This is a genomic window from Rhodococcus sp. ARC_M5 (assembly GCF_022810405.1).
Taxonomy (GTDB): domain Bacteria; phylum Actinomycetota; class Actinomycetes; order Mycobacteriales; family Mycobacteriaceae; genus Rhodococcoides; species Rhodococcoides navarretei.
In genome coordinates this window covers 173,278-197,272 of record NZ_JALGQE010000002.1, presented here as the reverse complement: position 1 = coordinate 197,272, position 23,995 = coordinate 173,278, and the positions used below count along the sequence as shown (strand labels likewise).

Genomic DNA, 23,995 nt, shown 5'->3' with positions numbered 1-23,995 from the left:
TGCAGCCGGCGGCATCGGGTGTTCACCGAATCGCCACGGATCGGTCACCGATGAGCACTAACTTTCGGCAGATGACCGACAACGATCTCCGCAACGGCACGGCTGCGCGCACCGACCTGAGCAACTTGCTCGACATCACGACAGCCGTGAATCTTGCCGACACGTCGGGTTTCACCGTCGACGACTCCGATGGCGACGATCCGGTACTGCTGACTGTCCCCGACGGCCACGTCGTCGACACCTGGCGCGAGAACTACCCGTACGACGAGCGGATGACGCGTGCGGAGTACGACCTGGAGAAGCGTCTGCTGCAGATCGAACTCCTGAAGCTGCAGATGTGGACCAAGGAGACCGGTCGACGTCACGTCATCGTCTTCGAGGGCCGTGATGCTGCCGGTAAGGGCGGCACGATCAAGCGCTTCATGGAGCACTTGAACCCCCGCGGTGCCAGCGTCGTCGCCCTCGAGAAGCCGTCGGCGCGTGAGTCGACGGAATGGTATTTCCAGCGCTACATCGCCCATCTGCCTGCAGCCGGCGAGATAGTCATGTTCGACAGGTCCTGGTACAACCGGGCAGGTGTGGAGCGCGTCATGGGCTTCTGCACCGACGAGCAGCACGCCCAGTTCGTCCGGCAAGCACCGCTGTTCGAGCAGATGCTCGTGGACGAGGGCATCAGCTTGACCAAGTTCTGGTTCTCGGTGTCGCAGCACGAGCAGCGCACCCGCTTCGCCATCCGGCAGGTGGACCCGGTGCGGCAGTGGAAGCTCTCGCCGATGGACCTGGCGTCGCTGGACAAGTGGGACGCCTACACCGCGGCGAAGGAAGAGAACTTCCGCGCGACCGACACCGATGTCGCGCCGTGGACGGTCGTCAAGAGCAACGACAAGAAGCGGGCCCGAATCAACGCGATGCGCTTCGTGCTGAACAAGTTCGACTACGCGAACAAGGATCCCGAAATCGTCGGCGAAACCGACCCGTTGCTCGTAGGGCGCGCGAAAGACGTGATCGGCGAGTAGTTTTCGCCGTGAGTTCGGTGCAACCTCTTGCGAACGGTTGCGAGGGTACATCTTCGAGGTTTCGAGTTGGTACCTGGTGCTGCGCCGAAGACGCGCGTGCGGTAGGAACGAGGAAGGTCGTATTACCTACGGCCGTAAATTCACCCGAGCATCAGGAGATCCCATGGGTTCAGCAGCGCAGTTCATTTCCGACATTGCCAGCGGCGTCTACGACGGCATCGTCGACGCGATCGTCGATCAGATCGTCGGCGTGCTGACGTCGGGTAGCGCCGCTTAAGCAGTGGTGTTGTGTCGCGGTCGCCGTCGGGGGGCGGCCGCGACACCGACGACGTCGTGACTGTTTTGTGACAGCTCACCAAGATTTTCGACTTTTAGTCTCGATTGCGTGTACAGAACGTTGTCCGACCGGGTAGAAATCTCCTTGCAGAGGTAATCGAGTGACGACCGTCACTTTCGATCTGCGCACAATTCCCCTCGAACAAGGAGCATTTCGTATGTCTGCTGAACTCGGTGACCTCCTGACCATCCTCCTCCAGCTCTTCGCAGGCGGAAGTTCCGACGCTCCCGTGAGCTGAGCCGCTCCTCCTCTTTTGTAGATCGGCCGGTGCCCACCCTGTCACTCCCGATCCTCGGTGAGTACGGGTGTCGGCGAATACCCCTCTCGTCAAGGAGTTTTCATGGAATTGCTTGCCATCTTGTTGCAGTTGCTCGCTCTCGGTAGCTCGGAAGGCAGCGGCTCGGGCACCATCGAGATCCCCGGTTCGCCGGTCTGACCCACGACCTGAAGCCGGGCCCGACGCACCGTCGGGCCCGGCTTTCGTCGTTCGAAGTGTCATTCGTTCGACCTGAAAGTCCTCTACCGATGGATGATCCGCCTGCGATCGGGTAGACCTGAGCCTCATCGCCGATGCGCCCGGCATCGACGGGATCGCATGGAGGCAGCATGCTCGAGTCCGTAGTCGCGTTCATCAACGGTCAACTGCTCTGGTTCAGTTTCTCGACCGGCAGCTTCCACCCGATCATCCTGTGAGGTAGAGCCCTGGAAAAGGCACGGTCGCACCCGTCATAGGGTTGCCCGATGCAGACCGTTCCCATCCAGATGCCCGACGGTTCGACGGTGCCGGTGACACTGTTCCCCGGTGAGGGCCGCGACGACGCACCCGTCATCGTCGTTCTTCCCGGCCTCGGCATTCCCGGTGGCTACTACCGACTGTTCGCCGAGGCGCTCGTCGCGCGCGGTTTCCAGGCTGCGATCGGCGACCTCCGCGGCCAGGGCGACAGCGTGCCGAAGCCGAGTTCTGCCAGTCGGTACGGGTATCAGGAACTGGTGTCGGTCGACTTTCCGGCGATCTTCGAGGTGGTTCGAGAACAGTTCCCGGCGGCGACGCCGTATCTGCTCGGACACAGCATGGGCGGCCAACTCGGCTCGATGTACGCCGCTCGCATCAGGGGCAGGCTCGGCGGGTTGATCCTGGTGGCGTCGGGGTCTCCGTATCACCGCGGATTCGGCACCACGCGTGGCGTACCGCTCTATGTGGGCGCAGCGGCGATGGCGATCACCAGCAGCATCGCGGGATTCTGGCCGGGGGATCGAATCGGCATCGGCGGCTTCGGTAGGCAGTCGAGGGTTCTGATCGACGATTGGTCGCGGTTCGCGCGGACCGGTTCGATCGAGCCGGCGGGGGCCGACATGGATTACGAGGAACGGATGGGCCGTCTGACACTTCCGGTGCTGGCGGTGACCATCGAGGGCGACGACCTGGCACCCCGTGGCTCGATGGACAACCTCGTGCGCAAGCTTGCCCGTGCCGATGTCACCTCGGTGCACATCGACGAGCCGCTCGGACACAACGGGTGGATCCGAAACCCCACGGCGGTCGCCGACCTCGTCGCCGAGTGGGTGCACAAGTAGTTCGCGCGAATTAACTTTTGGTCGTTTCACTCGCTATCTGTCATTTCTACCTACTTTCGGTTCGTTTTGGTGTAGAAAGTCTTTGAACCAGCAATTGTTCTACGACGATAGTGAGCACGACTATGGACGGCCTGGGGGGCGCAGTGGGTCGACGCGGGGGTGGTATGGGGTCATTCCGGTCCGCTGCGGTACGGAGGTTGGCTGTCGTGTCGGTGGTCGCTGTGATGGCGGCGGTAGTTCACCCGATCGCGTCCGCGGCCCCGGCGGAGTCGGTGTCCGGTCCGACGGAGTCGTACGTGGTGCGCACCGAGGTGGCCGACGACACCGCGATGACAGCATTCGTCCACTCTGCCGCGATGGACCGAACAGTTCCGCTGAAGATTCTGCGTTCACCTGATCGGACGGCTCCGAGCCCCACGCTGTACCTGCTCAACGGCGCGGGCGGAGGAATCGACGGCATGGACTGGTACACCCAGACCGACGTCGTGTCGTTCTTCGCCGACAAGAACGTCAATGTGGTGACACCCGTGGGCGGGGCGTACTCGTATTACACGGACTGGCAGCACGACGATCCGGTGCTCGGGCGCAACAAGTGGGAGACGTTCCTCGCGACCGAACTGCCACCGCTCGTCGACGATCTGTTGGACACCAACGGTCGCAACGCGATTGCAGGTATCTCGATGGCCGCGACCTCGGTCCTGAACCTGGCCGCTCACCATCAGGGGCTGTACCGAGCCGTCGGTTCCTACAGCGGATGCGCCTCGACCACCGACGAGTTGGGACGGGCGTACGTCAAGACGGTCGTGTCCATGGCCCTCGGCGCGAACGTGACGAACATGTGGGGGCCCGACGACCATCCCGACTGGATGCGCAACGACGCAGTGGTCAACGCCGAAAAGTTGCGCGGCACAGCGTTGTACATCTCCAACGGCAGTGGACTGGCCGGGGCGTCTGACACCCTCGACGGCACCAATCCCAACGGACCGGGTTTCGTGTTGCTCAACCAGATGGTCGTGGGCGGCGCGATCGAGGTGGCCACCGGCGACTGCACCCGCCGATTGAAGACCACCCTGGAGCGGCTCGACATTCCGGCCCATTTCGAGTTGCGTGAGCGCGGCACCCACTCGTGGGGCTACTGGCAGGACGACCTGCACGAGTCCTGGCCGATGTTCGAGGACGCCCTCGCCGGCTGACCGTCAGCTGCGAGCGAGGTGCCGCCACAGGAATTCGTAGGTCAACGCCGTCTTGAACGCCAACTGCGCATTGTCCGACGCCCCGCCGTGCCCGCCTTCGATGTTCTCGTAGTAGCTCACGTCGTGACCGAGTTCGGCCAATCGAGCGGCCATCTTTCGTGCATGTCCGGGGTGGACGCGATCGTCGCGGGTGGAGGTGGCGATCAGAATCGGCGGATACCGACGCTCGGATGCGGCGACCACATTCTGGTACGGGGAGTACTGCGCGATGAACTCCCATTCGTCCGGGTCGTCGGGGTTGCCGTACTCGGCCACCCAGGACGCGCCTGCGAGCAGCAGGTGGTATCGCTTCATGTCCAGTAGCGGGACCTGACATACCAACGCGCCGAACAGTTCCGGGTACTTCGTCACCATGATGCCCATCAACAGGCCGCCGTTGCTTCCGCCCTGCGCGGCCAACTGTTCGGTGGTGGTGACACCTCGGGTGACGAGGTCGCGCGCGACAGCGGCGAAATCCTCGTGCACCAGATGGCGTCCGGCGCGCAGTACCTGGGTGTGCCAGGACGGCCCGTACTCACCGCCGCCCCGGATGTTCGCGACGACGTACGTGCCCCCTCGTTCGAGCCACGCCCGTCCGGTCGCACCGCTGTAGCCGGGCGTCATCGAGATCTCGAAGCCGCCGTAGCCGTAGAGCAGGGTCGGTCCGGGGCCGGAATCGGTGCGTCGGACCACGAAGTAAGGGATGTCGGTACCGTCGTCGGACCGTGCGAAGAACTGCTCCACCGTCAGGCCGTCGGCGTCGAAGAATGCCGGAGCCTGCTTGAGGACCTCCAACTCGCCGCCCACCGTGCCCACCAGCAGTGTCGCCGGCGTGAGATAGCCGGAGGACGAGAGGAAGAATTCGTCACCGTTCTCCTCGGCGTCGGTGCCGATGATCTCGGTGGACGCCAGGTCCGACAATCCGTCGATGGTGGTCGTGTCCCACTCCTTCGCACGAGGGGTGAGGACGTGCAACTGTGTCCGCACGTCCTGCAGCGTCACCAGCAGAAGATGATTCTCGGTCCAGGCGTACTGATGCAGTGACGTGTGCGCATCCGGGGCGAACAGCACGGTGAGAGCGATTGTGCCGGAGATGAACTCGTCGAAATCTGCGGCGAGCAGTGCGCCTGCCGGATAGGTTTGCTCGCCGACCGTCCACGGCGTCATCGTGCGCACCAGCAACCAGTTCTCGTGCACCGAGGTCGACGCATCGGTCGGCGTTCGAATCAGCGTCAGATCGGATCCATCGAGCAGGTAGGTCTCGGAGTTGTAGAAGTCGGTGGCACGCTGAACGAAATCGCGCTCGAAGCCCGGGGTGCGATCGTGAAAGGCGGAGATCGAGATGTCCTGTGATTCACCCTCGAAGACGGTCTCGGCCTCGACGAGGGGAGTGCCGCGCCGCCACCGCTTGGTGATCCGCGGGTAGCCCGACTCGGTCAGAGACCCGTCCCCGAAATCGGTTCCGACGAAGAGGGTGTCGGCATCGATCCAACCGATGTCGGTCTTGGCCTCGGGCAATGCGAAGCCGCCGTCTTCCGGGGCGCGGAACGCGCGAGAGTCGATGTCGAACTCACGGACCACCGTCGCGTCGGCCCCGCCGCGAGAGAGGGTGATCAGCGCCAGTCGCTGATCGGGGCGCAGTACCTGGGCACCGCCCCACACCCAGTTCTCGTCCTCGGCCGCGCCCAGCGCATCGAGATCGAGCAGCACGTCCCACGCCGGATTCTCGGTCCGGTATTCGTCCATCGTCGTTCGACGCCACACGCCTCGGACGTGCTCGGCGTCGCGCCAGAAGTTGTACAGAAACTGCCCGCGGCGACGGGCGTACGGAATGCGGGCGTCGGTGTCGAGAATCTCTCGGATGCTCGCCTCGGTGGCATCGAAGGCCGCGCCACCGAGCGCCTCGACCGTCACCTCGTTTCTCTCGCGCACCCACGCGAGCGCAGCGTCGCCGGTGACGTCTTCGAGCCAGAGATACGGGTCGTCCGAGATTGCCATTCCACAGTTCTAGCAGCACACGGGCCGTCGGGGTGGTCGGCGCTCGCGTGGCTACCGGCTGGTAACGATGACCAGGTCGAGACAGCGTCGGACAGCACGACTACGCTGGGGACTCGTGACCTCACACTATGACGTCGTTGTCCTCGGAGCCGGTCCCGGTGGGTACGTCGCTGCTATCCGCGCGGCACAACTCGGACTCAGCACTGCCATCATCGAGAAGAAGTATTGGGGCGGTGTGTGCCTCAACGTCGGCTGCATCCCCTCCAAGGCCCTTCTCCGTAACGCCGAGCTGGCGCACCTCTTCACCAAAGAGGCGAAGCTGTTCGGTATTTCGGGTGAAGCGTCCTTCGACTTCGGCGCAGCGTTCGATCGCAGCCGCAAGGTCGCCGACGGTCGCGTCAAGGGCATCCACTTCTTGATGAAGAAGAACAAGATCCCCGAGTACGACGGCAAGGGCACGTTCACCGACGCCAACACCATCGAGGTCGAGCTGACCAAGGGTGGCACCGAGACGATCACGTTCGACAACGCGATCATCTCGACCGGCAGCACCACCAAGCTGCTGCCCGGTACCGAGCTGAGCAAGAACGTCGTCACCTACGAAGAGCAGATCATGACGAAGGAGCTCCCGGGCTCGATCCTCATCGTCGGCGCGGGTGCCATCGGTATGGAGTTCGGTTACGTCCTGAAGAACTACGGCGTCGACGTCACCATCGTCGAGTACCTCGATCGTGCGCTCCCCAACGAGGACAAGGACGTCTCGAAGGAGATCGAGAAGCAGTACAAGAAGCTCGGCGTCAAGGTCATCACCGGCGCAGGTGTGCAGAGCATCGACGACGACGGCTCCAAGGTCACCGTCGAGATCAAGCACAACAAGTCCGGTGAGAGCGAGACCTTCACCGTCGACAAGGTGATGCAGTCCGTCGGTTTCGCGCCCCGCGTCGAGGGCTTCGGTCTCGAGAGGACCGGTGTCGAGCTCACCGATCGCGGTGCCATCGGCATCACGAACACGATGCAGACCAACGTCCCGCACATCTACGCCATCGGCGACGTCACGGCCAAGCTGCAGCTCGCCCACGTGGCCGAGGCTCAGGCCGTGGTTGCAGCCGAAACCATCGGCGGCGCAGAGACATTGCCGATCGACGATTACCGCATGATGCCGCGTGCCACGTTCTGCCAGCCGCAGGTCGCGAGCTTCGGCCTCACCGAGGACCAGGCGCGCGAAGAGGCGCAGGCCCGTGGCTCCGACATCAAGGTCGCGAACTTCCCGTTCGCCGCCAACGGCAAGGCACACGGACTGGGCGACGCCACCGGCTTCGTCAAGCTCATCGCCGACACCGAGCACGGCGAGCTGCTCGGCGGCCACCTCATCGGACCGGACGTCTCGGAGCTGCTGCCCGAGCTGACACTGGCCCAGAAGTGGGACCTGACCGTCAACGAGTTGGCCCGCAACGTCCACACGCACCCGACGCTCTCGGAGGCACTGCAGGAAGCGATCCACGGCCTCGCAGGCCACATGATCAACTTCTGATCCCTGCCTACAACGAGAAACGGCGGCGACCACTTCGGTGGTCGCCGCCGTTTCTCGTCGGTGCGTCGGCTGGGACTTCAGCTCGGCTAGGACTTCCGCCAGTGATCGAATCTGCCCTTGATGTCCGACGCCACGTCGCCGATTCCGTTGCCGACGGCGTCGACGGCTCCGGTGAAGCCGCTTCCGATGTCTCGCACCGTCTTGATCAGCGGGTCCTCCGAGGTGTCGAAGTTGTTCTTGTACGTGCGTGCTGCGTTACGGAACTCCTCCGAGACCTTGGCCTCGTGGTCGGTGGACCGGCGCGGATAGTCGCCACGAAGGACCGCCGCGTACGCGCCGGTGTCGACCCATTTCTTCAACTCGGCGGCCCGTAGCACCGAGAACGGGTGCGAGAGGAGTTCGAGGTTGAGCAGCTTGAGTACGCCGTCGCGCAGATCCCCACTGGCCTCGTACTCGGCGGCCTGAGCGAGGAACGCGTCGACGTCGATTTCGCTGATGCGGGCACCGCCCGCCAACTTGAGTTGCACGCTGATCGCAGTGTGCACATCTTGCCCGCACAGCAAACCCGCTCTGTCGCCGGACAATTCGGATTTGCGCTGCCATTCCATCAGTCCGGCGATGACCGCGCGCAGGGCCCAGCCGCCCACCGGCACCCAGCCGACGGTGCCGGCCAGACGCATCAGATGCATGAGCACTGTGCGGTACACCGCGTGACCGGACAACGCGTGACCGAGTTCGTGACCGACCACGAACCGCTGCTCCTCGTAGGTCATGATGTCGAGCATTCCGGTGGTCAGGACGATGAACGGGCGGTCCATTCCGATGGTGAACGCGTTGACCATCGGCGACTGAACCACGAAGAGTTCGGGTGTTTCCTCGGCACCGAGAATCTGCACGCAGTCGCTACGTAGGTCGTTCAGATCCTTGAACTGCCGCTCGTCGACGCGTACCGCAGTCGCGAGGTACATCAGCCGATGCTGCCGTTCGCGCAGCAGCCCGGACAGCGTGCGCAGAACGGTGTCGAAGCCCTTGAGGGTGCGGAGGGTGACCAGCGCGGCTCGATCCGACGGGTGTTCCCATGTGCGCGAACTGATGTCGGGGAATTCGATGCGGGTGCGATCCGGGGCGGATGTCAATCTGTTCTCCCAGCGTCGATGAAAATCCAAAGTATCAGTAAAAGCGGGGCATGCGGTCCGAACTCGAAGCCGATCACCGTGCCGAGCCCTGATCGACTCACCGGAAGTCTGTGATCAGTCATAGCCCACCAAGTGATGAAAACGTCACTTGGTCGTTTGTCGGCTGGTAGTTTTCGTTTTCTGCGCGAGGGGAGTCGCGCCGAACACGAGCTGGGGGGTGGGGAATTGTCGTCGCCGATGTCGACGCTCGCACGCGTCAGCGGCGGGGTTTCCGGTGGATTCAGGACGTTCGGTCGAACTCTGGAGCTGGGCGTGCTGGCCTTCGTTCACCTCGCGCGAGATATCGTCACGCTGCGTCATCCGTGGCGTGACACCATCGACCAGGCCTGGTTCGTCGTCACCGTCACGGTGGTTCCAGCAGTACTGGTATCGATTCCGTTCGGCGTCATCGTGTCCGTCCAGGTCGGCAGTCTCGCCGATCAGATCGGCGCGACGTCCATCGCAGGAGCAGCAGGTGGCCTCGGGGTGATCCGCCAAGGCGCCCCGATCGTTGCGGCGCTGTTGCTGGGCGGTGCCGCAGGCGCGGCGGTCGCTGCCGATCTGGGGGCACGCACCATCCGTGACGAGATCGACGCGTTGTCGACGATGGGAATCGACCCGGTTCGCAGGCTTGTCGCGCCGCGGCTGGCAGCGATCCTTCTGGTGGCACCGTTCCTGTGCATCCTCATCATCTTCATGGGCTTGGCCGCGGGCTATGCGATCAACGTCGGCTTTCAGAGTGGGACACCCGGAAGCTACATCAGCTCGTTCGCATCCTTCGCCTCGGTGGCGGACCTCGTCGTAGCCCTGGTGAAGACCGAGATATTCGGCGTCATTGTCATCGTCGTCGCCTGCCATCGCGGGTTGTCCGCCGCCCACGGACCCCGCGGGGTCGCGAACGCGGTCAACGCCTCCGTGGTGCTCGGTGTCGTGTCCGCGTTCACCGTCAACGTCGTGATCACGCAGGTGGTCGCGATGTTCATGCCACAGAAGTTGGGCTGAGATGGCGACCCCTTCTCGCTACACCGTGCACGGCACCGCTCACCTCATCCGCAGTGCCAGGTATCTCGGACGCAAACCGTTCGATGTACTCGAAATGTTGGGTCATCAACTGACGTTCTGCGTCAAGGTGCTTGCCGCGATACCACATACCGTCCGCTCCTACCGGCGGCAGATGCTGCTCATCCTCAGTGACATCACCTGGGGCAGTGGGAAATTGATCGTCGGTGGCGGGACGGTGTCGGTCCTCGTCGTGCTGGGTGTCGCGGTGGGGGCGTCCGTCGGAATCGAAGGATTCAATTCCCTCGGCATGGTGGGGATGGAGCCGTTGACCGGTTTCATCTCGGCATACGCCAGCACTCGCGAACTGGCCCCGATGATCGCGGCCATCGGATTCGCGACGCAGGCAGGATGCCGGATGACGGCCGAGATCGGCGCGATGCGTATCTCCGAAGAGATCGATGCACTCGAAGCTCAAGGGATACAGTCGATGCCGTTCGTCGTGACCACCCGGGTCATCGCGGGAATCGTCACGATCGTGCCGCTCTATCTGCTGACGCTCATTCTGAGCTACCTGTCGTGCGCCGTGGTGGTTCGCGTGGTCGGCGGACAGTCGTCCGGCACATACGACCACTATTTCAGTGCATTCCTGCAGCCGCTCGACGTTCTCTTCTCGCTGCTCAAAGCCGCGGTGTTCGTCGTGACGATCATCCTGATCCACGGCTATCAGGGTTACTACGCCTCGGGCGGTCCGGAAGGTGTCGGCCGTGCGTCGGGACGCGCCATCAGAGCCAGCCTCGTCGCGGTGGTGGTACTGGACATGATCATGACGTTGGTCCTGTGGGGATTCGACTCGGGCATAAGGATTTCGGGGTAGAGATGGCAGTGTTCGACGATCTGACGGGTCGATCGGCCGGTCCCGCCGCGCTCCGTGTGCGCGGACTGGCGGTTGCCGTGGTCGTGGCCGTATTCGCCGGCGGCCTCACCGCGTATGCGCGCGGGGCCTTCGAGTCGCCCTTCGAGTTGACGCTCGATGCAGCGTCGGTCGGGGACGGGCTGACCCCCGGGTCGGAGGTGAAATTCCGTGGTCTGTCGATCGGCACCGTGGACCACATCGAGACGATCGGCTTCGGCCATCAGAGGCTGGAACTCGAGATCGATCCGAGTCAGGCGGGCGAGCTCACCGACACGATGCAGGCCCAGTTCTCGTCCTCGAACGTATTCGGTTCCACGGCAATCGAATTGCTGTCGGATGGAACGGGCAATCGACTCGCCGACAATTCGACTCTCGAAGTGTCGGCAGACCTGCGGGGCGCAACGGTGACCGGAGTGTTCCGGCGAGTCGCCGACCTCACCGAGGTTCTCGACACTCAGCAGGTGCAGGACCTGCTGGATCTCTTGGCGAACACGTCGGTCGAGGTGAGCCGAAATCTGAAGCCGTTCTTCGACACTGCACAGATGATGGCGAACAACCAGATCGATCCGTTGGACTGGAAGCTGCATCGTGGTGCAGAGCTGGGTGAGGGAATCGGCAATCTGATCCCGCCGCTGCTCGATCTGGTGGTGGGAGTGGTGGACAAGAGCGTGTACGTCGAGGCACCCGCCGACAGGGCGAGGACCATCGCGGCCAACGACGGCCTCAGTGATCAGTTGCTCGTTCCGGTGGGCGACCTGCTGAAGAAGAACAATCCGGACCTGGCTCCGCTGCTGTCGACCGTACTGGATCTGCTGGTGCCCATCACAGCGTCGATCGGCACGTTCGCGCCCAGCTACAACCGGGTTCCGCAGGTGCTCGACGGCATCTCCGACGCTTTCCCCGTCGTCGACGGGAAGCCGCAGTTGCAACTCGACCTGATCGTCGAGACCATGCCCAATCTGGCCGGAGCCGTTGCCGCACACGAGGAGGCGAACCGGTGAAGAAAGTAGCGGGCCCGGCCGTCAAACTGCTCGCCTTCTTCACGGTGACTGCGGTGTGTGCGGTGATCATCGTCGCCGCTCTTCGAACCCCGGTCAGTGGTCCGCTCTCGTCCTACGGCGCGGAGTTCGGCGATGTGTCGGGGTTGTACGTCGGTGACGACGTGCGTATGTCCGGGGTGCAGATCGGCAAGGTCTCGTCGGTCGAACTGGACGGAGCCGTTGCCCGAGTCGGATTCGAGATCGAAGGCCGGCGACCGATCTTCGTCGACACACAGGCTGCCGTCCGCTATCAGAATCTCCTGGGGCAGCGATATGTCGAGCTGATCCAGAAGGACGCGGCCTCCGGTGCCCCGCTTGCGGCCGACGAGACGATACCGCTCGATCGGACGATCCCATCGTTCGACATCTCCACTCTGTTCAACGGTTTCGAGCCGATCTTCGACACTCTCGACACCGCACAGCTCAATCAGTTCACGGAGAACATTCTCCGCATGGTGCAGGGTGACGGTTCCGGACTCGCTCCCGTGCTCCGCGATGTGGACCGAATCACCCAGTTCGCCGTTCAGCGAGAGTCGATCATCGGACTCCTGATCGACAATCTCGGCCAGATCTCGGACTCGATCGGCGGGCAGTCGGCGGCGGTGGCCGATCTCCTCGAACAGCTGCATGGTCTGGTGTCGCGACTGAGCACCCAGATGGATGGCGTGCTGGCCTCGCTGGATCAGGCGAACTACGGACTCGGGCCACTGGTCGGCTTGCTGGAGGGCCTGCAAGATGCGTACGACAACAGCTACGCGCCGGTCGACGGAGCGCTGCGACGGTTGCTACCGCAGACCGATCAGGTGACCGAGTTGCTCGCGCTCACCCCGTCACTGTTGACGGGGCTCAACGCGAGCATTCCCGAGCCGGGTGCCCAGACCTACTCCTGCAGTCAAGGCCGACAGGACATCCCGGGTATCGGACAGATAGTGCTCGGCGGACAAAATTTGGTGGTGTGCAAATGACACGCGTGGTTCGCAAGGGCGTTCGCGACGAGCAGTCGGAGAACAAGACGCATTTCTTCTGGGGTGCGGTCGGTGTCGCGTTCGCCGTGGTGCTCGTTCTCGTTGCCGCTGCCCTGTACACGATCCCGCTCGGCGAGCGGACGTACACCGCAGAGTTCGGCTCGGCGGCCGGGGTGAAGGCCGGCGACGACGTCAGGATCGCCGGTATCTCGGTCGGTTCGGTACGCTCGGTTCGGCTGGCAGGTGCACATGTCGACGTCCAATTCAGTGTCGACTCCGAGGTTTTCGTGGGCGACGCCTCGACCCTGACGGTGAAGTTGCTGACCCCCATCGGGGGCCACTACGTGATGCTCACCTCGCACGGTGACGACGAACTCGGGTCGGCACCGATCCCACCGGAACGGGTCGAACTGCCCTACGAATTGTCCGACGCGATTCAACAGGCAACACCGTTGGTCCGCGACATCGACGGGCCGACGTTGCGACAGACGGTGGCCGAGTTGGACCGGGCCGTCAGTACACAGCCACAGTCGACGCGGGCCATCGTGGACAATCTGTCCTCGCTCACCGACGTGATCGCCACCCGCACCGACCAACTCGAACGCGGGCTCGTGGTGTCGGACGAGTACGTCGGTGCGTTGGCCGCCGACCGTGTCATGCTCACCGAACTCGTACGCGAGCTCGGCACCTTGACCAAAGGATTCGGCGACAAGCGCGCAGAGGTCGTCAGTGCCTTCGACCTCCTCGGCAGACTCTTCGAGCTCTTCCACCGCCCAGTGGTCGCCTTCGAGAAGGGGCTGGAGCCGTCGATCGTCCAGCTCGAAGAGATCACGCAGAAGCTCTTCGCGCAGCTGGGTGATGTCGACGGGGCGATCACGACCATGAAAGAAAGCGCGGACGGCCTGTCCGCTCTGATCGGCGGTGGTGAAGGCCCTGTCGTCGATCGGTCACAGGACACGGTCGTCGGTGTCGGCGTGTGTATTCCGTTGCCGGGGAGGGTGTGCTGATGAACCGCCGATCGCTACGGATCGCCGTGGCGGCGGCCGTCGTCGTGACGCTCGTCGGCTCGGTCGCGTCCGCGACCGCTGTCATCGACACCGGCACGAGCACTTCCTCGATGTGTGCCGAGTTCACCGACACGGTCGGTCTGTACGAGGGTAATTCGGTCATGATGCTCGGCGTGGTCGTCGGAACGGTGACGCACATCGAAATCACCGACACCGCGGTGCTGGTCACGATGGATGTCGACGGTGGCCTCCGGCTGCCCGCCGGGGTGGGGGCAGTGACACTGTCGAATTCGATCGTCACCGACCGCCACGTGGAATTCACGCAGCCGTACACCGACGGCCTGGAGTTCGATCGGTCGAGCTGTATTCCGTTGGAACGCACCAGAACACCGCTGGGGATCAGCGACACGCTCGACGCCGTGTCCGGGCTGGCGTCGGACCTGCTCGGTCCGGCGGACGCCGAGGGCAATCACGAGCAGATCCTGGGCGACACACTGCGTTCGGTCGACGGTTCGCTGCGTGGCTCCGGAAACCAGCTCAACGACAGTCTTCGACAATTGGCTCAGCTGGTCGGCGATCCGGCCGACCGGGATACCACCGTGCGTCGACTGATCGACAATCTCGACGGTCTGATCGACACGTTCGTGGTGAGCTGGCCCGAGGTGGCGAAGCTGCTCGACAATCTGAAGCGGGGAATGATCACACTGTCGGAATTCACCCAAGCCTTCGGGACCACAGTCGCTTTGACCACCGAGTTCATTCCGCCACTGGCGCGCAACGTCGCGAAGTACGACGACAAGGTCTACGCATTTCTCGACCAGGTGGTGCCGGTGGTCGATGTACTCCTCGGGCGGGTGGGCGACATCAAGGACATCCTCGAACAGGTGCCGACCATAGGCGAGAACTTGATGACGATGTACGACAACGATTCCAAGAGCGGGCGCGTGATCTATCACCCGCCGCAATTCGAGATCGATACCAACTCTCCCAACGAGGTCTGCGCTCTGCTCAACCAGTACAGACCGACGTGCTCGACGGACCAGCAACGAGGCGACGTCATCGATGTCGGATTGGTGCAGCTGATCCTCGGTTCGGCGGGATGGCGATGAGGCGCGCGCTCACCGGCCTGTGCTGTGTTGCGTTGCTGTCGGCGTGCAGCATCGATCCCGCCGACCTTCCGATACCCGGTAGCTATGTCGCGGGCGACAAGTACTCTCTGCGAATCGAATTCGCGAGCGTGCTCAATCTTCCGGAGAAGGCGAAGGTCATCGTCGAGGGCGTCGACGCGGGCGTTCTCGACGCCGTCGAGTTGGTGGGTTCGACTGCTGTCGCGACGGTGGACCTGTCCGCCGATGTTCAGCTACACACCGATACCGTCGCCGAGCTTCGACAGTCGTCGATTCTGGGCGAGATCTACATTTCGCTGCAGCCACCGGCCGATTCGTCCGGCTCGGGATCGAGCTCCGGCGGGCCCTACCTTCGCGACGGTGACGTGATTCCCGTGGAACGAACCGTGCCGGCCGACAATGTCGAGGACGTGCTGCGCGGACTGTCGAACATCGTGACCGGCGGCCATTACGTCCAACTGCAGGAAGCGGTGAACAACGTCAACGCCGCGATTCCTCCCGATCAGGCCGAGGTCGACAAGATCAACCTCGCAGCGAGGGCCGCGCTCACCGATATCGGCGACAACACCGGGGACATCGATCGGATACTCGGTGCTGCGGAAAGTGTCTCGAATACTGTTGTGAAACAACGTGATGGAGTCGAGCGCGTCCTCGAGCTCGGCCCGAGACGTTCGGGAGGGTTGTCCGAGGTTCTGTTCAGCGTCGTCCACATGATCTTCAGCCTGGGGTACATGTCACAGCACGTCGGGGACGTACTGTCGGGCCCGTATCCGGAGCTGAAGGATGCTGTGGACATCATCGCGCCTGCGTTGATCACCATCGCGAATGCCGACTCGTCGGTGCCGATGAACGTGGACAAGGCCAATACCCTGCTCAGAGAGCGATTGATCCCGTACTTCCAGTCGACGCCGAACATCGCAGTGCGATCGGTGTCTGCAGACGGAGGGCCGAGTGCGCGCGCGGACGACATGATCGGGATCCTGCGCGGGATAGGAATTGTCCGATGAAGCCGGGCGCACTGGTCTCGCTCGTCGCACTCGTGGTGATGACGGTCGCCAGTGTCGGATACCTGACCGTCGGTGTCCTCGACATCGATCCGACTCGAACGACGAACCGTGTCGTGGTTCGGATGGAGTCCTCCGGCGGACTGATGGACACCTCGCAGGTCACCTCACGCGGGATCCAGGTCGGTCGGGTCGAGTCGATCGCCGTGGTGCCGGGCGGGTTGGACGTCACTCTCGGTCTCGATGCAGACCATCGCATCCCTGCAGATTCCGAGGTGGTCGTGGCGAACCTCTCTGCCGCCGGCGAGCAGTATCTCGATCTTCGCCCTCGCAGCACCGGAGGCCCGTATCTCACGGACGGAGACGCGCTCGGTAGCGAGCAGGTTCGTGCATCGGTCACCGTCAGTGAGGCGCTCGGCCTCGGCGATGCCCTTGCCTCGCAACTCGATACGAACGCGCTGAAAGGCCTGACGGAGACCGCATCGGCCGCTGTCGACGGTCGTGAAGGCGACGTCGACCGTCTGGTCGATGCATTCCGATTCCTGGCAGCGACGTTGCGCGACAAGAGCGGTGAGATTCGACGACTGTACGACAACGCTCAGCAGGCGGGTCGCAACGCATACGGATACGGGCCGGTCATGACCGACGCGGCGCCGTGGGTCGGCGCGACGGGTGAGGGGGTGGCCAACTTGCTCGAGGGCTTCAACGAATACTCGTACGTCGGCGCGGATGTCTGGGACGATCCACTCGGGCAGATCACCCCGAAGATCGATCAGTACCTGACGCCTCTGTCCCCTGATCTTGCGCTGATTGCAACGCTTCTCGAGCCGTACACCGCACCCATCAAACCGATGCGGGTCGACGCCGGGTCCATCGTCGACGTACTGCAGACCGTCTTTCCTCCCGGCGGGCCGGCAAAGCTTTCCGTAGAAATTCCGAACTGATTGGAGCTACCCCCTCATGGTCGAGACAGACGCAGCCGAGGCGAAAACAGCAGTGCCCGAGGACAAGGCAGCAACAGTGCCCGAGGGCTCCAGACGTCGCCGGATTCGGTGGCCGGTGGTCATCGCAGCAGTACCGGGTGTGGTGCTTGCGGTGGTCTTCGGCGTGCTGTGGCATTCTGCAGCAGGCGATCTGGCTGCCGAGCGTGAACAAGAACAGGACCGGCAGATGGCGGTGAACACGGCGACCGAGTACACCGCGCGGTCGTTGACCTACGACTACCGCAGCCTCGACGCCTTCTTCGAGGGTGTCGACCAGGGGGCGTCGCAGTCCCTGCAGGACAGGTACGACGGGGTTCGCGAGGCGCTGACGGCGATCATGAACGAGTCGCAGGTGGTGGCGACCGGCGAGGTCCTCTCGGCAGCAATCGATTCCGAGTCCGGTGGCGAGTACAAGGTGGCGGTGTTCGCTCGACAGACGACGCAGAACGTGCAGCAGCCCGACCCGGGGAAGGTGCCCAACCTTCTGCTGGTGACGGTCACCGATCAGGACGGGCAGTGGATCGTCAGCGACTACGGACCCAAGACCTGAGACTTCGTCAGTGGGCCTTGGTGGCGCTGACGAACTGGGCCAATCCCCGGACGTCTTGCTGAATCTCGGTCAGTCCCGATGCCTCGAACACGTCGACGAACAGGTTCTTCGGAAACATCCGCACGCCCGCCAGTCCGGTTCCGAAGCCGACGACGGTGCCCAGCGGGGCCGGACCAGGCTCGCAGCTGGTCATGATCGCGATGCGTCCACCCGGGCGGACGACGCGAATCAACTCGTCCAGCACTGTCATGGGCTTCGGAACGAGGTACAGTGCGGCATAACAACATACGGCATCGAATGCGTCATCGGAGTACGGCAGATGGGCAGCGTCTCCGCGTACGTACGCCGCACGTGGTCCTCGATTGTCCGCCACGGCGCGGGCGATCATCGCCTCGGAGATGTCGAACCCGACGGCGAGGCCGTCGTCGGTGAGAGCGTCGGAGAGAAACCTGGTGAAGTTGCCGGGGCCGCAGGCGACGTCGAGCACGCGCTGGGGGCCGTGCAATCGCAGGTCGGCAACGGCTTTGTCCCGTTCGGCCGCCATCGACATGCCCGCGATTCCCATCATGGACACCCCGAACGGACGCCACAGTTTCTCGTAGATGGCTGCCACCACGCGGTTGTTCATCGCGATGCTGGCCGGCGACGGGTTCGGTGCGGGCACGTCCGGCAGCAGTTCGACGTAGCCGCCGTCGGTGCGCGCCAGCTCGCGCAGCGTCGCCGGCTCGATCATGGCGAGCGCGCGGTGCAGCGCGGTCTCGGCTGACTCGCTCACGGGCGCGGTGGCCGGTCGCCGTAATCCCGCTCGACCCGTAGGGTCGCGAGAGTGGTTGCCAGGCCGTCGTACTGGGTGACCAACAGGACGAATTCGATCAGTCGCCGTTCATCGAACTGGGTGGCGAGTTCGGCCCAGGTCGCGTCGGAGAGAATCTTGGTGGCGACGAGTTCGTCGACCGCTGTCAGGATGGTCCGATACCGCGTCGACAGCCCCGGTGCATCGGGTCCGGTCTTGATCAGCTCGAGCAGATCCCGGTCGATGCCCGCCCGCTTACCCAACCGGATGTGATGGTCCATCTCGTACGCGGAATCGCGGAGGTGCGCCACGCGGAGGATCACCATTTCGGATTCCTTGCGCGAGATGCGACCGCCGGGCATCAGATGGCCGCTGTAGAACAGCCACGCTCGGTAGAGACCGCCGGTGCGCCCGAGGGTGGTGAACAGGTGCGGATTGGGCACCCCGGCACCTTTGGCGATCACCTTGCAGATGACCCAGTTGACGGGCCCCAGAGTTTTGGCGGTACCGGACGGAATGCGTGGTGTGGTCACAGCCACACCGTACCGACTGCGCGGCCGGGCGTCACCGGGATGTAGAAGGGTAGGCTACCCTCTTTATGATTACGCACAATTCCCCCTCGGAGGACCCTTGACGAAGTCCCATGCCCGCATCACGGCCCTCACCCTCACCATCGCCGCCCTCGGTGTGGCTGCGACGGCGTGTTCGTCCACCGACGCCACCTCCGACGGTGCCGGCGCGACGCGATCGATCGAGACCGTCCGGGGAACGGTCGACGTTCCCGAGACCCCGCTGCGCATCGTCACCCTCGAGCCGGTCGAGCTCGACACCACCGTCGCCCTCGGCGTCGTGCCCGTCGGTACCGCAGTGCTCAGCGAGGCAAGCGGCGTGCCGTCGTACCTCGGTACCGAAGCGGCGAACATCGCGACCGTCGGTACGGTTGCCGAACCGACGATCGAGGACATCGCGGCCCTGCAACCGGATCTCATCCTGGGCACGGAGACTCGCCACGCCGAGTACCACGACCAACTCGCCGCCATTGCTCCGACGGTGTTCATGGCATCGCAGTCGGACCCGTGGCGCGACAACGTCCGGTTCGTCGGACGCACTCTCGGCAAGGAGGAGAAGGCGGAGGAACTGCTCACCGCCTACGAAGATCGGTGTGCCGAGATCGCCGAGAAGCACGACACCGCGGGGAAGACCGCACAGTTGATTCGCCCCCGCGCAGGCGAACTGACCCTGTACGGGCCGACGTCGTTCGCCGGGAGCACCCTCGAGTGCGCAGGCTTCATGACTCCGCCGAGACCGGAATGGGCCGAGGAGATCTCGGTCGACCTCTCGCCCGAGCTGGCGGCCGAGGCGGCTGCGAATCTGATCGTCGTCACCGCCTCCGACCCGTCGGACCCCGCAGCGATTCCGGCGTCGATCACCGCCAACGCTGCGGTACTGCCGAATCCGCACGCGGTGGACCTGTCCTACTGGATCACCGGCGTCGGGCCGATGGGCGGGCAGACCGTGCTCGATGACATCGATCGGATTCTCTCGGAGTAAACCGACTCACATCCGGACCGCACCCGCCAACGCAGCAGCTTGCTCGGCCCGCTCGACAACTCGGTCGCGTGAGGAATCGATATGTGCCAGTAGCAGTTCCAGTGCCGAGTCCAGTGTCCCCGCCAAGACGCGTTCGACGATATCGATGTGTTGATCGATGGCCGAGACGACGGCTGCGGCGTCGAGTCCGCCGAGTATCCGGACCGGACGCACCTTCGCGTTGACGGTGCACAGCGCCTCGGTCAGAGCCGGGTTACCCGAGGCAGCCAGCAGTGTGACGTGGAAGTTCTCGTCCAGGGACACCAGATCGTCGGTGGTGTCGGGTGGGTCGGCCCGCAAACCGACCCAGGTGTCCAACAGATTCGACAGCGACGACCGATCGACCGGGTGCGACATCGATCGAGTGATGCCGCGGGCTTCGAGGGTGGAGCGTAGCTCGTACAGATCGGGCAGGTCGCCGATTCGGGGGCGATAGGCGTGCAGACCGGCGTCGTCGCGGGTGACGAGGCCGTCGGCCTGCAATCGCGCCAGCGCCTCACGCACCGGAGTGCGCGAGACCCCGTACAGCTCGGCGAGACGCTCCTCGCCGAGCCGTTCCATGGAGCCGATGGCACCGGAGATCAGATCCCGGCGCAGTGACGAATAGACCTTCTCGCGAAGGTCCTTGCGCGGCACGACGTATCCGGTCAGATCGCCATGGCCGCGCGGACGTCCGCCTCGGACTCGGTACCGCCGACACCGGTGGACGTGATTCGGCCGGCCTCGAGGATGTAGTAGTTCTGTGCCGACTCGAGGGCGAAGCCGATGTGCTGCTCCACCAACAACACTCCGAGACCACCGCGACGGGTGAGCTCGAGAATGGTGCGTTCGATCTCGGCGACGACCGACGGCTGGATACCCTCGGTCGGCTCGTCGAGTATCAGCATTCGCGGCTCGGTGATCAGTGCCCGGGCGATCGCGAGCTGCTGGCGTTGACCACCCGAGAGCAATCCCGCTCTGCGACCGAGCAATTCCTTCAACGCCGGAAAGAGATCGAGTGCCTCGTCGACGAGAGCTTTACCGCGCTTGCGACCGTCGGCGACGACCTGCAGATTCTCGGCCGTGGTCAACTGGCCGAACGACTGCTGGCCCTGCGGCACGTACGCGAGTCCGCGGGCAACCCGGGCGCTCGGACGCAACGCACTCACGTCCTCACCGTCGAACATGACCTTGCCGGAATTGACCTTCAGCAATCCGACCGCTGCCCGCAGCAGAGTGGTCTTGCCCGCACCGTTGTGTCCCATCACGGCGGCGACACCGTCGGCCGGAACCGTCAGCGATGCACCGTGAATCACTTCGCTGCGGCCGTAACCGGTACGCACATCCACCAGTTCAAGCATGACCGGCTCCCTCTTCTGCTATCTGATCGAGTTCCTCGCCCGCAGCCGCGGTGCCGAGATAGACCTCTTGGACCTTCGGATCTGCCTGCACCTCGGCCACCGTGCCCTCGGCCAGGACCCGTCCGGCGGCCAACACCGTCACCGAGGTGGCGAACATGCGCATGAAGTCCATGTCGTGCTCGACCACCACCACGGTCCGCTCACCGCCGATGCGCTGCAGCAGCTGGCCGGTTTCCTCGCGTTCCTCGTGACTCATGCCGGCGACCGGCTCGTCGAGCAGAAGTACGTCGGCGTTCTGTACCAACAACATTCCGATCTCGAGCCACTGCTTCTGACCGTGCGCGAGAATTCCCGCGGGCTTGTCTCGCTCGGCCGTCAGGCCGATGGTCTCGAGGGCCTCCTCGATCTGGGGGAGCACCGATCCTCGACGACGCAACATCGTCAGCACGGACCGTCCGGACCCGGCGGCGATATCGAGGTTCTGCAACACCGTCAGATTCTCGAAGATGCTGGCGGTCTGGAAGGTTCGACCGATGCCGAGGCGCGCGATCTGATGCACCTTCTTGCCGAGCAGTTCCACGCCGGACTTGGTGACCGAGCCGGTGGCCGGGACGAGGCCGGTGATGGCGTCGATCAGCGTGGTCTTACCGGCACCGTTGGGCCCGATGAGGAAACGCAGATCGCCCTGCATGAGCGTCAGATCGACGTTGGTGTTGGCCTTGAAGCCGTCGAAACTGACTGTCAGATCGCGTACTTCGAGGTACTGACTCGACATGCCGGCGTTGCCGCCGAACGTGGGGTGCGGGCCTTCGACATGAATCATCGCGTCAGTTCCTTCTCTGGCTCTTCACTCGGTTCGGGGACCGGTTCGAGTTCCTTCTTTCGTTTGCGCAGTGCGAACAGTCCGGCGATACCGGCGGGGAAGAACCCGACGACCACCACGAACAGCAGACCCTGCGCGTACGTCCAGCCCGACGGGAACTGCTCGGACAGTGTGGTCTGCGCCCAGGCGACGCCCAGTGCACCGAGGACCGGACCGAGCAGCGTGGTGCGACCGCCGATGGCGACACCGATGAGGAATGCGATGGACGGGACGATGCCGACGTCGTTGGGGGAGATGATGCCGACGATCGGAACGAACAGTGCCCCGGCGAGACCCGCGAAGAACGCCGCGGCCACGTAGGCCACGATCTTGACGTTGGCGGGGTCGTATCCGAGGAACCGCACCCGCTCCTCCTGATCGCGCACCGCCACCAGCAGTTCGCCGTAGCGCGAGTACATCAGTTGGCGGGTGATGGCCACGACGGCGAGCAGTACACCTGCGGCGATGAAGAACAGCATCTGCTTGTTGGCGGGGTCGTTGAGGTTGAACCCGAAGAACGTGCGAAACCTGTTGAGCCCGTTGGAGCCGCCCGTGGTCTGCTGGCCGATGAGCAGAATGGCGAACGCGGCGGCGAGTGCCTGGCTGAGGATCGCGAAGTACGCGCCCTTGACCCGACGCTTGAACACGCCGAGACCGAGCACCAGTGCCACCAGGGCCGGTACGAACAGGATGCCCAGGATCGTGGTGATCGGTGAGGTGAACGGCACCCAGTACGAGGGCAGTTCGCGAATTCCGGCGATCGACATGAAGTCCGGTACGTCGTCACCACGCAGATCGGCGTCGGAGATCTTCAGGTGCATGGCCATGATGTAGGCACCGATGCCGAAGAAGACGCCCTGACCGAGGGTGAGCATTCCGCCTCGACCCCAGGCCAATCCGATTCCGACCGCCACGATCGCGTAGCAGATGAACTTGCCGAGTAGGTTCAGCCGGAAGTCGCTGAGGACGGCAGGAGCGACGGCGAACAACAGGATCGCGGCGATCGCGAATCCCAGTAGGGCACCGCGCTTGGCGATGAACTCGCTCATACCAGGCTCCTTGTCTTGACGGCGAACAAGCCTTGCGGGCGGGCCTGCAGGAAGATCACGATGAGCACGAACACGATGACCTTGGCGATCGACGCCGTGGTGCTGTACTCGATGAACGAGTTGAGAATTCCGAGAGCGAAGGCCGCGATGACGGCACCCTTGATCTGGCCGAGGCCACCGACGACGACCACCAGGAAGGCGTCGATCAGATAGCTCTGTCCCACAGTGGAACTGGTGGAGCCGATGAGGGTGAGCGCCACGCCCGCAACACCGGCGAGACCGGAGCCGAGGAAGAACGTCGAGATGTCCGTCCTACGGCTCGAGATGCCCGAGGTCTCCGCGAGATCGCGGTTCTGGACCACCGCGCGGATGCGTCGACCCATGGCGGTCTTCTTCAGTGCTATCGACAGCGCGAGAACGGCGACGATCGCGAGGACGAGAATGAAAATTCGGGTCTTGGGAACCACGGCACCGAGGATGTCGACCCCGCCGCTCAGCCATTCCGGCGACACGACGTTGACCGCGGGTGCGCCGAAGATGTCGCGAGCGAGCTGTTGCAGGATGAGCCCGACGCCGAACGTGACGAGCAGGGTGTCGAGTGGTCGGTGGTACATGCGTTGAATCAGCGTGACCTCCAACAACACTCCCATCGCACCGCCGACGAGAAAGCCGACGATCAGCGAGATGAACAGTGATGCGCCGCCGGTGGAGACGATCTGCTGAACGACGTAGGCCGTGTACGAGCCGGCCATGATGAACTCGCCGTGCGCCATGTTGATGACGCCCATCTGACCGAACGTCAGTGATAGCCCGAGGGCGGCGAGGAGAAGAATGGATCCGATCGACAAGCCGGTGAACAACTGTCCGATCACGACGTCCATGGGGGAGCTCCTTCGATGGTGCCTA

23 protein-coding genes are annotated in these 23,995 nt (G+C 63.8%); 14 read left to right on the top strand and 9 right to left on the bottom strand.

Going from position 1 to position 23,995, the window contains the following annotated elements:
* The first annotated feature begins 71 nt into the window (after window positions 1-71).
* The 3 genes from ppk2 (at window position 72) to MTX34_RS04285 (ending at window position 4,121) form a co-directional block, all read left to right on the top strand.
* Window positions 72-1,016 (top strand): polyphosphate kinase 2, encoded by a 945-nt coding sequence (ppk2, locus tag MTX34_RS04295; protein WP_243608576.1) that lies wholly within the window; start codon window positions 72-74, stop codon window positions 1,014-1,016.
* 1,078 nt (window positions 1,017-2,094) lie between these two features.
* Window positions 2,095-2,928, top strand: a complete 834-nt coding sequence (locus MTX34_RS04290) for an alpha/beta fold hydrolase (RefSeq protein WP_243594458.1) — start codon at window positions 2,095-2,097, stop codon at window positions 2,926-2,928.
* A gap of 164 nt (window positions 2,929-3,092) precedes the next feature.
* Entirely contained in the window at window positions 3,093-4,121 is a 1,029-nt protein-coding gene (locus tag MTX34_RS04285; RefSeq protein ID WP_374230257.1) for an alpha/beta hydrolase, read from the top strand.
* 3 nt (window positions 4,122-4,124) lie between these two features.
* On the opposite strand, the gene MTX34_RS04280 is transcribed toward MTX34_RS04285, so the two are convergent.
* Entirely contained in the window at window positions 4,125-6,158 is a 2,034-nt protein-coding gene (locus MTX34_RS04280; protein WP_243608575.1) for a prolyl oligopeptidase family protein, read from the bottom strand.
* A 115-nt stretch (window positions 6,159-6,273) separates the two neighbouring features.
* Between MTX34_RS04280 and lpdA the strand changes: the two genes are divergently transcribed.
* A complete protein-coding gene (gene lpdA / locus MTX34_RS04275) occupies window positions 6,274-7,689 on the top strand; it encodes a dihydrolipoyl dehydrogenase (protein ID WP_243608574.1) in 1,416 nt (471 codons plus the stop codon).
* 86 nt (window positions 7,690-7,775) lie between these two features.
* Here the strand turns inward: lpdA and MTX34_RS04270 are convergent, their stop codons facing one another.
* Window positions 7,776-8,825 carry a M48 family metallopeptidase gene (locus MTX34_RS04270; protein WP_243608573.1) on the bottom strand — a complete coding sequence of 350 codons (1,050 nt, stop codon included), beginning with the start codon at window positions 8,823-8,825 and terminating at the stop codon, window positions 7,776-7,778.
* Between the two features lie 237 nt (window positions 8,826-9,062).
* Between MTX34_RS04270 and MTX34_RS04265 the strand changes: the two genes are divergently transcribed.
* From MTX34_RS04265 to MTX34_RS04225, 9 genes are all read left to right on the top strand, one after another.
* Entirely contained in the window at window positions 9,063-9,866 is an 804-nt protein-coding gene (locus tag MTX34_RS04265) for an ABC transporter permease (protein WP_243608572.1), read from the top strand.
* 94 nt (window positions 9,867-9,960) lie between these two features.
* The gene (locus MTX34_RS04260) at window positions 9,961-10,740 is read left to right on the top strand and encodes an ABC transporter permease (RefSeq protein WP_243608718.1); all 780 of its coding nucleotides are present in this window, start codon (window positions 9,961-9,963) and stop codon (window positions 10,738-10,740) included.
* Window positions 10,741-10,742: 2 nt separating this feature from the next.
* Window positions 10,743-11,780: an MlaD family protein gene (locus MTX34_RS04255; protein ID WP_243608571.1), complete on the top strand. Its 1,038-nt coding sequence runs from the start codon at window positions 10,743-10,745 to the stop codon at window positions 11,778-11,780.
* A complete protein-coding gene (locus MTX34_RS04250) occupies window positions 11,777-12,784 on the top strand; it encodes an MlaD family protein (protein ID WP_243608570.1) in 1,008 nt (335 codons plus the stop codon). Before MTX34_RS04255 ends, MTX34_RS04250 begins: the two co-directional genes overlap by 4 nt.
* Entirely contained in the window at window positions 12,781-13,791 is a 1,011-nt protein-coding gene (locus MTX34_RS04245) for an MlaD family protein (protein ID WP_243608569.1), read from the top strand. Before MTX34_RS04250 ends, MTX34_RS04245 begins: the two co-directional genes overlap by 4 nt.
* Window positions 13,791-14,900: an MCE family protein gene (locus MTX34_RS04240; RefSeq protein WP_243608568.1), complete on the top strand. Its 1,110-nt coding sequence runs from the start codon at window positions 13,791-13,793 to the stop codon at window positions 14,898-14,900. The genes MTX34_RS04245 and MTX34_RS04240 overlap by 1 nt, the downstream gene beginning before the upstream one ends.
* Window positions 14,891-15,925 carry an MlaD family protein gene (locus MTX34_RS04235; protein WP_243608567.1) on the top strand — a complete coding sequence of 345 codons (1,035 nt, stop codon included), beginning with the start codon at window positions 14,891-14,893 and terminating at the stop codon, window positions 15,923-15,925. Before MTX34_RS04240 ends, MTX34_RS04235 begins: the two co-directional genes overlap by 10 nt.
* Complete coding sequence (locus tag MTX34_RS04230; protein WP_243608566.1) at window positions 15,922-16,866, top strand: MlaD family protein; 945 nt, start codon at window positions 15,922-15,924, stop codon at window positions 16,864-16,866. The genes MTX34_RS04235 and MTX34_RS04230 overlap by 4 nt, the downstream gene beginning before the upstream one ends.
* A gap of 16 nt (window positions 16,867-16,882) precedes the next feature.
* Window positions 16,883-17,455 (top strand): hypothetical protein, encoded by a 573-nt coding sequence (locus MTX34_RS04225; protein ID WP_243608565.1) that lies wholly within the window; start codon window positions 16,883-16,885, stop codon window positions 17,453-17,455.
* A 7-nt stretch (window positions 17,456-17,462) separates the two neighbouring features.
* On the opposite strand, the gene MTX34_RS04220 is transcribed toward MTX34_RS04225, so the two are convergent.
* Window positions 17,463-18,230: a class I SAM-dependent methyltransferase gene (locus MTX34_RS04220; protein WP_243608564.1), complete on the bottom strand. Its 768-nt coding sequence runs from the start codon at window positions 18,228-18,230 to the stop codon at window positions 17,463-17,465.
* A complete protein-coding gene (locus tag MTX34_RS04215; protein ID WP_243596510.1) occupies window positions 18,227-18,787 on the bottom strand; it encodes a carboxymuconolactone decarboxylase family protein in 561 nt (186 codons plus the stop codon). Before MTX34_RS04215 ends, MTX34_RS04220 begins: the two co-directional genes overlap by 4 nt.
* Window positions 18,788-18,878: 91 nt before the next feature.
* Between MTX34_RS04215 and MTX34_RS04210 the strand changes: the two genes are divergently transcribed.
* Complete coding sequence (locus MTX34_RS04210) at window positions 18,879-19,799, top strand: iron-siderophore ABC transporter substrate-binding protein (RefSeq protein ID WP_243608563.1); 921 nt, start codon at window positions 18,879-18,881, stop codon at window positions 19,797-19,799.
* Window positions 19,800-19,805: 6 nt separating this feature from the next.
* On the opposite strand, the gene MTX34_RS04205 is transcribed toward MTX34_RS04210, so the two are convergent.
* Genes MTX34_RS04205 through urtB form a run of 5 tightly spaced genes read right to left on the bottom strand, consistent with a single transcriptional unit; the run spans window position 19,806 to window position 23,970 of the window.
* Complete coding sequence (locus MTX34_RS04205) at window positions 19,806-20,474, bottom strand: GntR family transcriptional regulator (RefSeq protein ID WP_308198473.1); 669 nt, start codon at window positions 20,472-20,474, stop codon at window positions 19,806-19,808.
* An 11-nt stretch (window positions 20,475-20,485) separates the two neighbouring features.
* Window positions 20,486-21,178, bottom strand: coding sequence for an urea ABC transporter ATP-binding subunit UrtE (gene urtE / locus MTX34_RS04200; protein WP_243596508.1), 693 nt, complete (start codon window positions 21,176-21,178; stop codon window positions 20,486-20,488).
* The gene (gene urtD / locus MTX34_RS04195) at window positions 21,171-22,001 is read right to left on the bottom strand and encodes an urea ABC transporter ATP-binding protein UrtD (protein ID WP_243608562.1); all 831 of its coding nucleotides are present in this window, start codon (window positions 21,999-22,001) and stop codon (window positions 21,171-21,173) included. Before urtD ends, urtE begins: the two co-directional genes overlap by 8 nt.
* Window positions 21,998-23,089 (bottom strand): urea ABC transporter permease subunit UrtC, encoded by a 1,092-nt coding sequence (gene urtC, locus MTX34_RS04190; RefSeq protein ID WP_243608561.1) that lies wholly within the window; start codon window positions 23,087-23,089, stop codon window positions 21,998-22,000. Before urtC ends, urtD begins: the two co-directional genes overlap by 4 nt.
* Window positions 23,086-23,970 carry an urea ABC transporter permease subunit UrtB gene (urtB, locus tag MTX34_RS04185; protein WP_243608560.1) on the bottom strand — a complete coding sequence of 295 codons (885 nt, stop codon included), beginning with the start codon at window positions 23,968-23,970 and terminating at the stop codon, window positions 23,086-23,088. Before urtB ends, urtC begins: the two co-directional genes overlap by 4 nt.
* Window positions 23,971-23,995: the final 25 nt, after the last annotated feature.

What these genes read in the sequence shown, in the direction of transcription:
- ppk2 (WP_243608576.1), top strand. Translation starts at nt 72, where the DNA reads ATGACCGACAACGATCTCCGCAACGGCACGGCTGCGCGCACCGACCTG.
- MTX34_RS04290 (WP_243594458.1), top strand. Translation starts at nt 2,095, where the DNA reads ATGCAGACCGTTCCCATCCAGATGCCCGACGGTTCGACGGTGCCGGTG.
- MTX34_RS04285 (WP_374230257.1), top strand. Translation starts at nt 3,093, where the DNA reads ATGGGGTCATTCCGGTCCGCTGCGGTACGGAGGTTGGCTGTCGTGTCG.
- MTX34_RS04280 (WP_243608575.1), bottom strand. Translation starts at nt 6,158, where the DNA reads ATGGCAATCTCGGACGACCCGTATCTCTGGCTCGAAGACGTCACCGGC.
- MTX34_RS04265 (WP_243608572.1), top strand. Translation starts at nt 9,063, where the DNA reads ATGTCGACGCTCGCACGCGTCAGCGGCGGGGTTTCCGGTGGATTCAGG.
- MTX34_RS04260 (WP_243608718.1), top strand. Translation starts at nt 9,961, where the DNA reads ATGTTGGGTCATCAACTGACGTTCTGCGTCAAGGTGCTTGCCGCGATA.
- MTX34_RS04255 (WP_243608571.1), top strand. Translation starts at nt 10,743, where the DNA reads ATGGCAGTGTTCGACGATCTGACGGGTCGATCGGCCGGTCCCGCCGCG.
- MTX34_RS04245 (WP_243608569.1), top strand. Translation starts at nt 12,781, where the DNA reads ATGACACGCGTGGTTCGCAAGGGCGTTCGCGACGAGCAGTCGGAGAAC.
- MTX34_RS04240 (WP_243608568.1), top strand. Translation starts at nt 13,791, where the DNA reads ATGAACCGCCGATCGCTACGGATCGCCGTGGCGGCGGCCGTCGTCGTG.
- MTX34_RS04235 (WP_243608567.1), top strand. Translation starts at nt 14,891, where the DNA reads ATGGCGATGAGGCGCGCGCTCACCGGCCTGTGCTGTGTTGCGTTGCTG.
- MTX34_RS04230 (WP_243608566.1), top strand. Translation starts at nt 15,922, where the DNA reads ATGAAGCCGGGCGCACTGGTCTCGCTCGTCGCACTCGTGGTGATGACG.
- MTX34_RS04225 (WP_243608565.1), top strand. Translation starts at nt 16,883, where the DNA reads ATGGTCGAGACAGACGCAGCCGAGGCGAAAACAGCAGTGCCCGAGGAC.
- urtE (WP_243596508.1), bottom strand. Translation starts at nt 21,178, where the DNA reads ATGCTTGAACTGGTGGATGTGCGTACCGGTTACGGCCGCAGCGAAGTG.
- urtD (WP_243608562.1), bottom strand. Translation starts at nt 22,001, where the DNA reads ATGATTCATGTCGAAGGCCCGCACCCCACGTTCGGCGGCAACGCCGGC.
- urtC (WP_243608561.1), bottom strand. Translation starts at nt 23,089, where the DNA reads ATGAGCGAGTTCATCGCCAAGCGCGGTGCCCTACTGGGATTCGCGATC.
- urtB (WP_243608560.1), bottom strand. Translation starts at nt 23,970, where the DNA reads ATGGACGTCGTGATCGGACAGTTGTTCACCGGCTTGTCGATCGGATCC.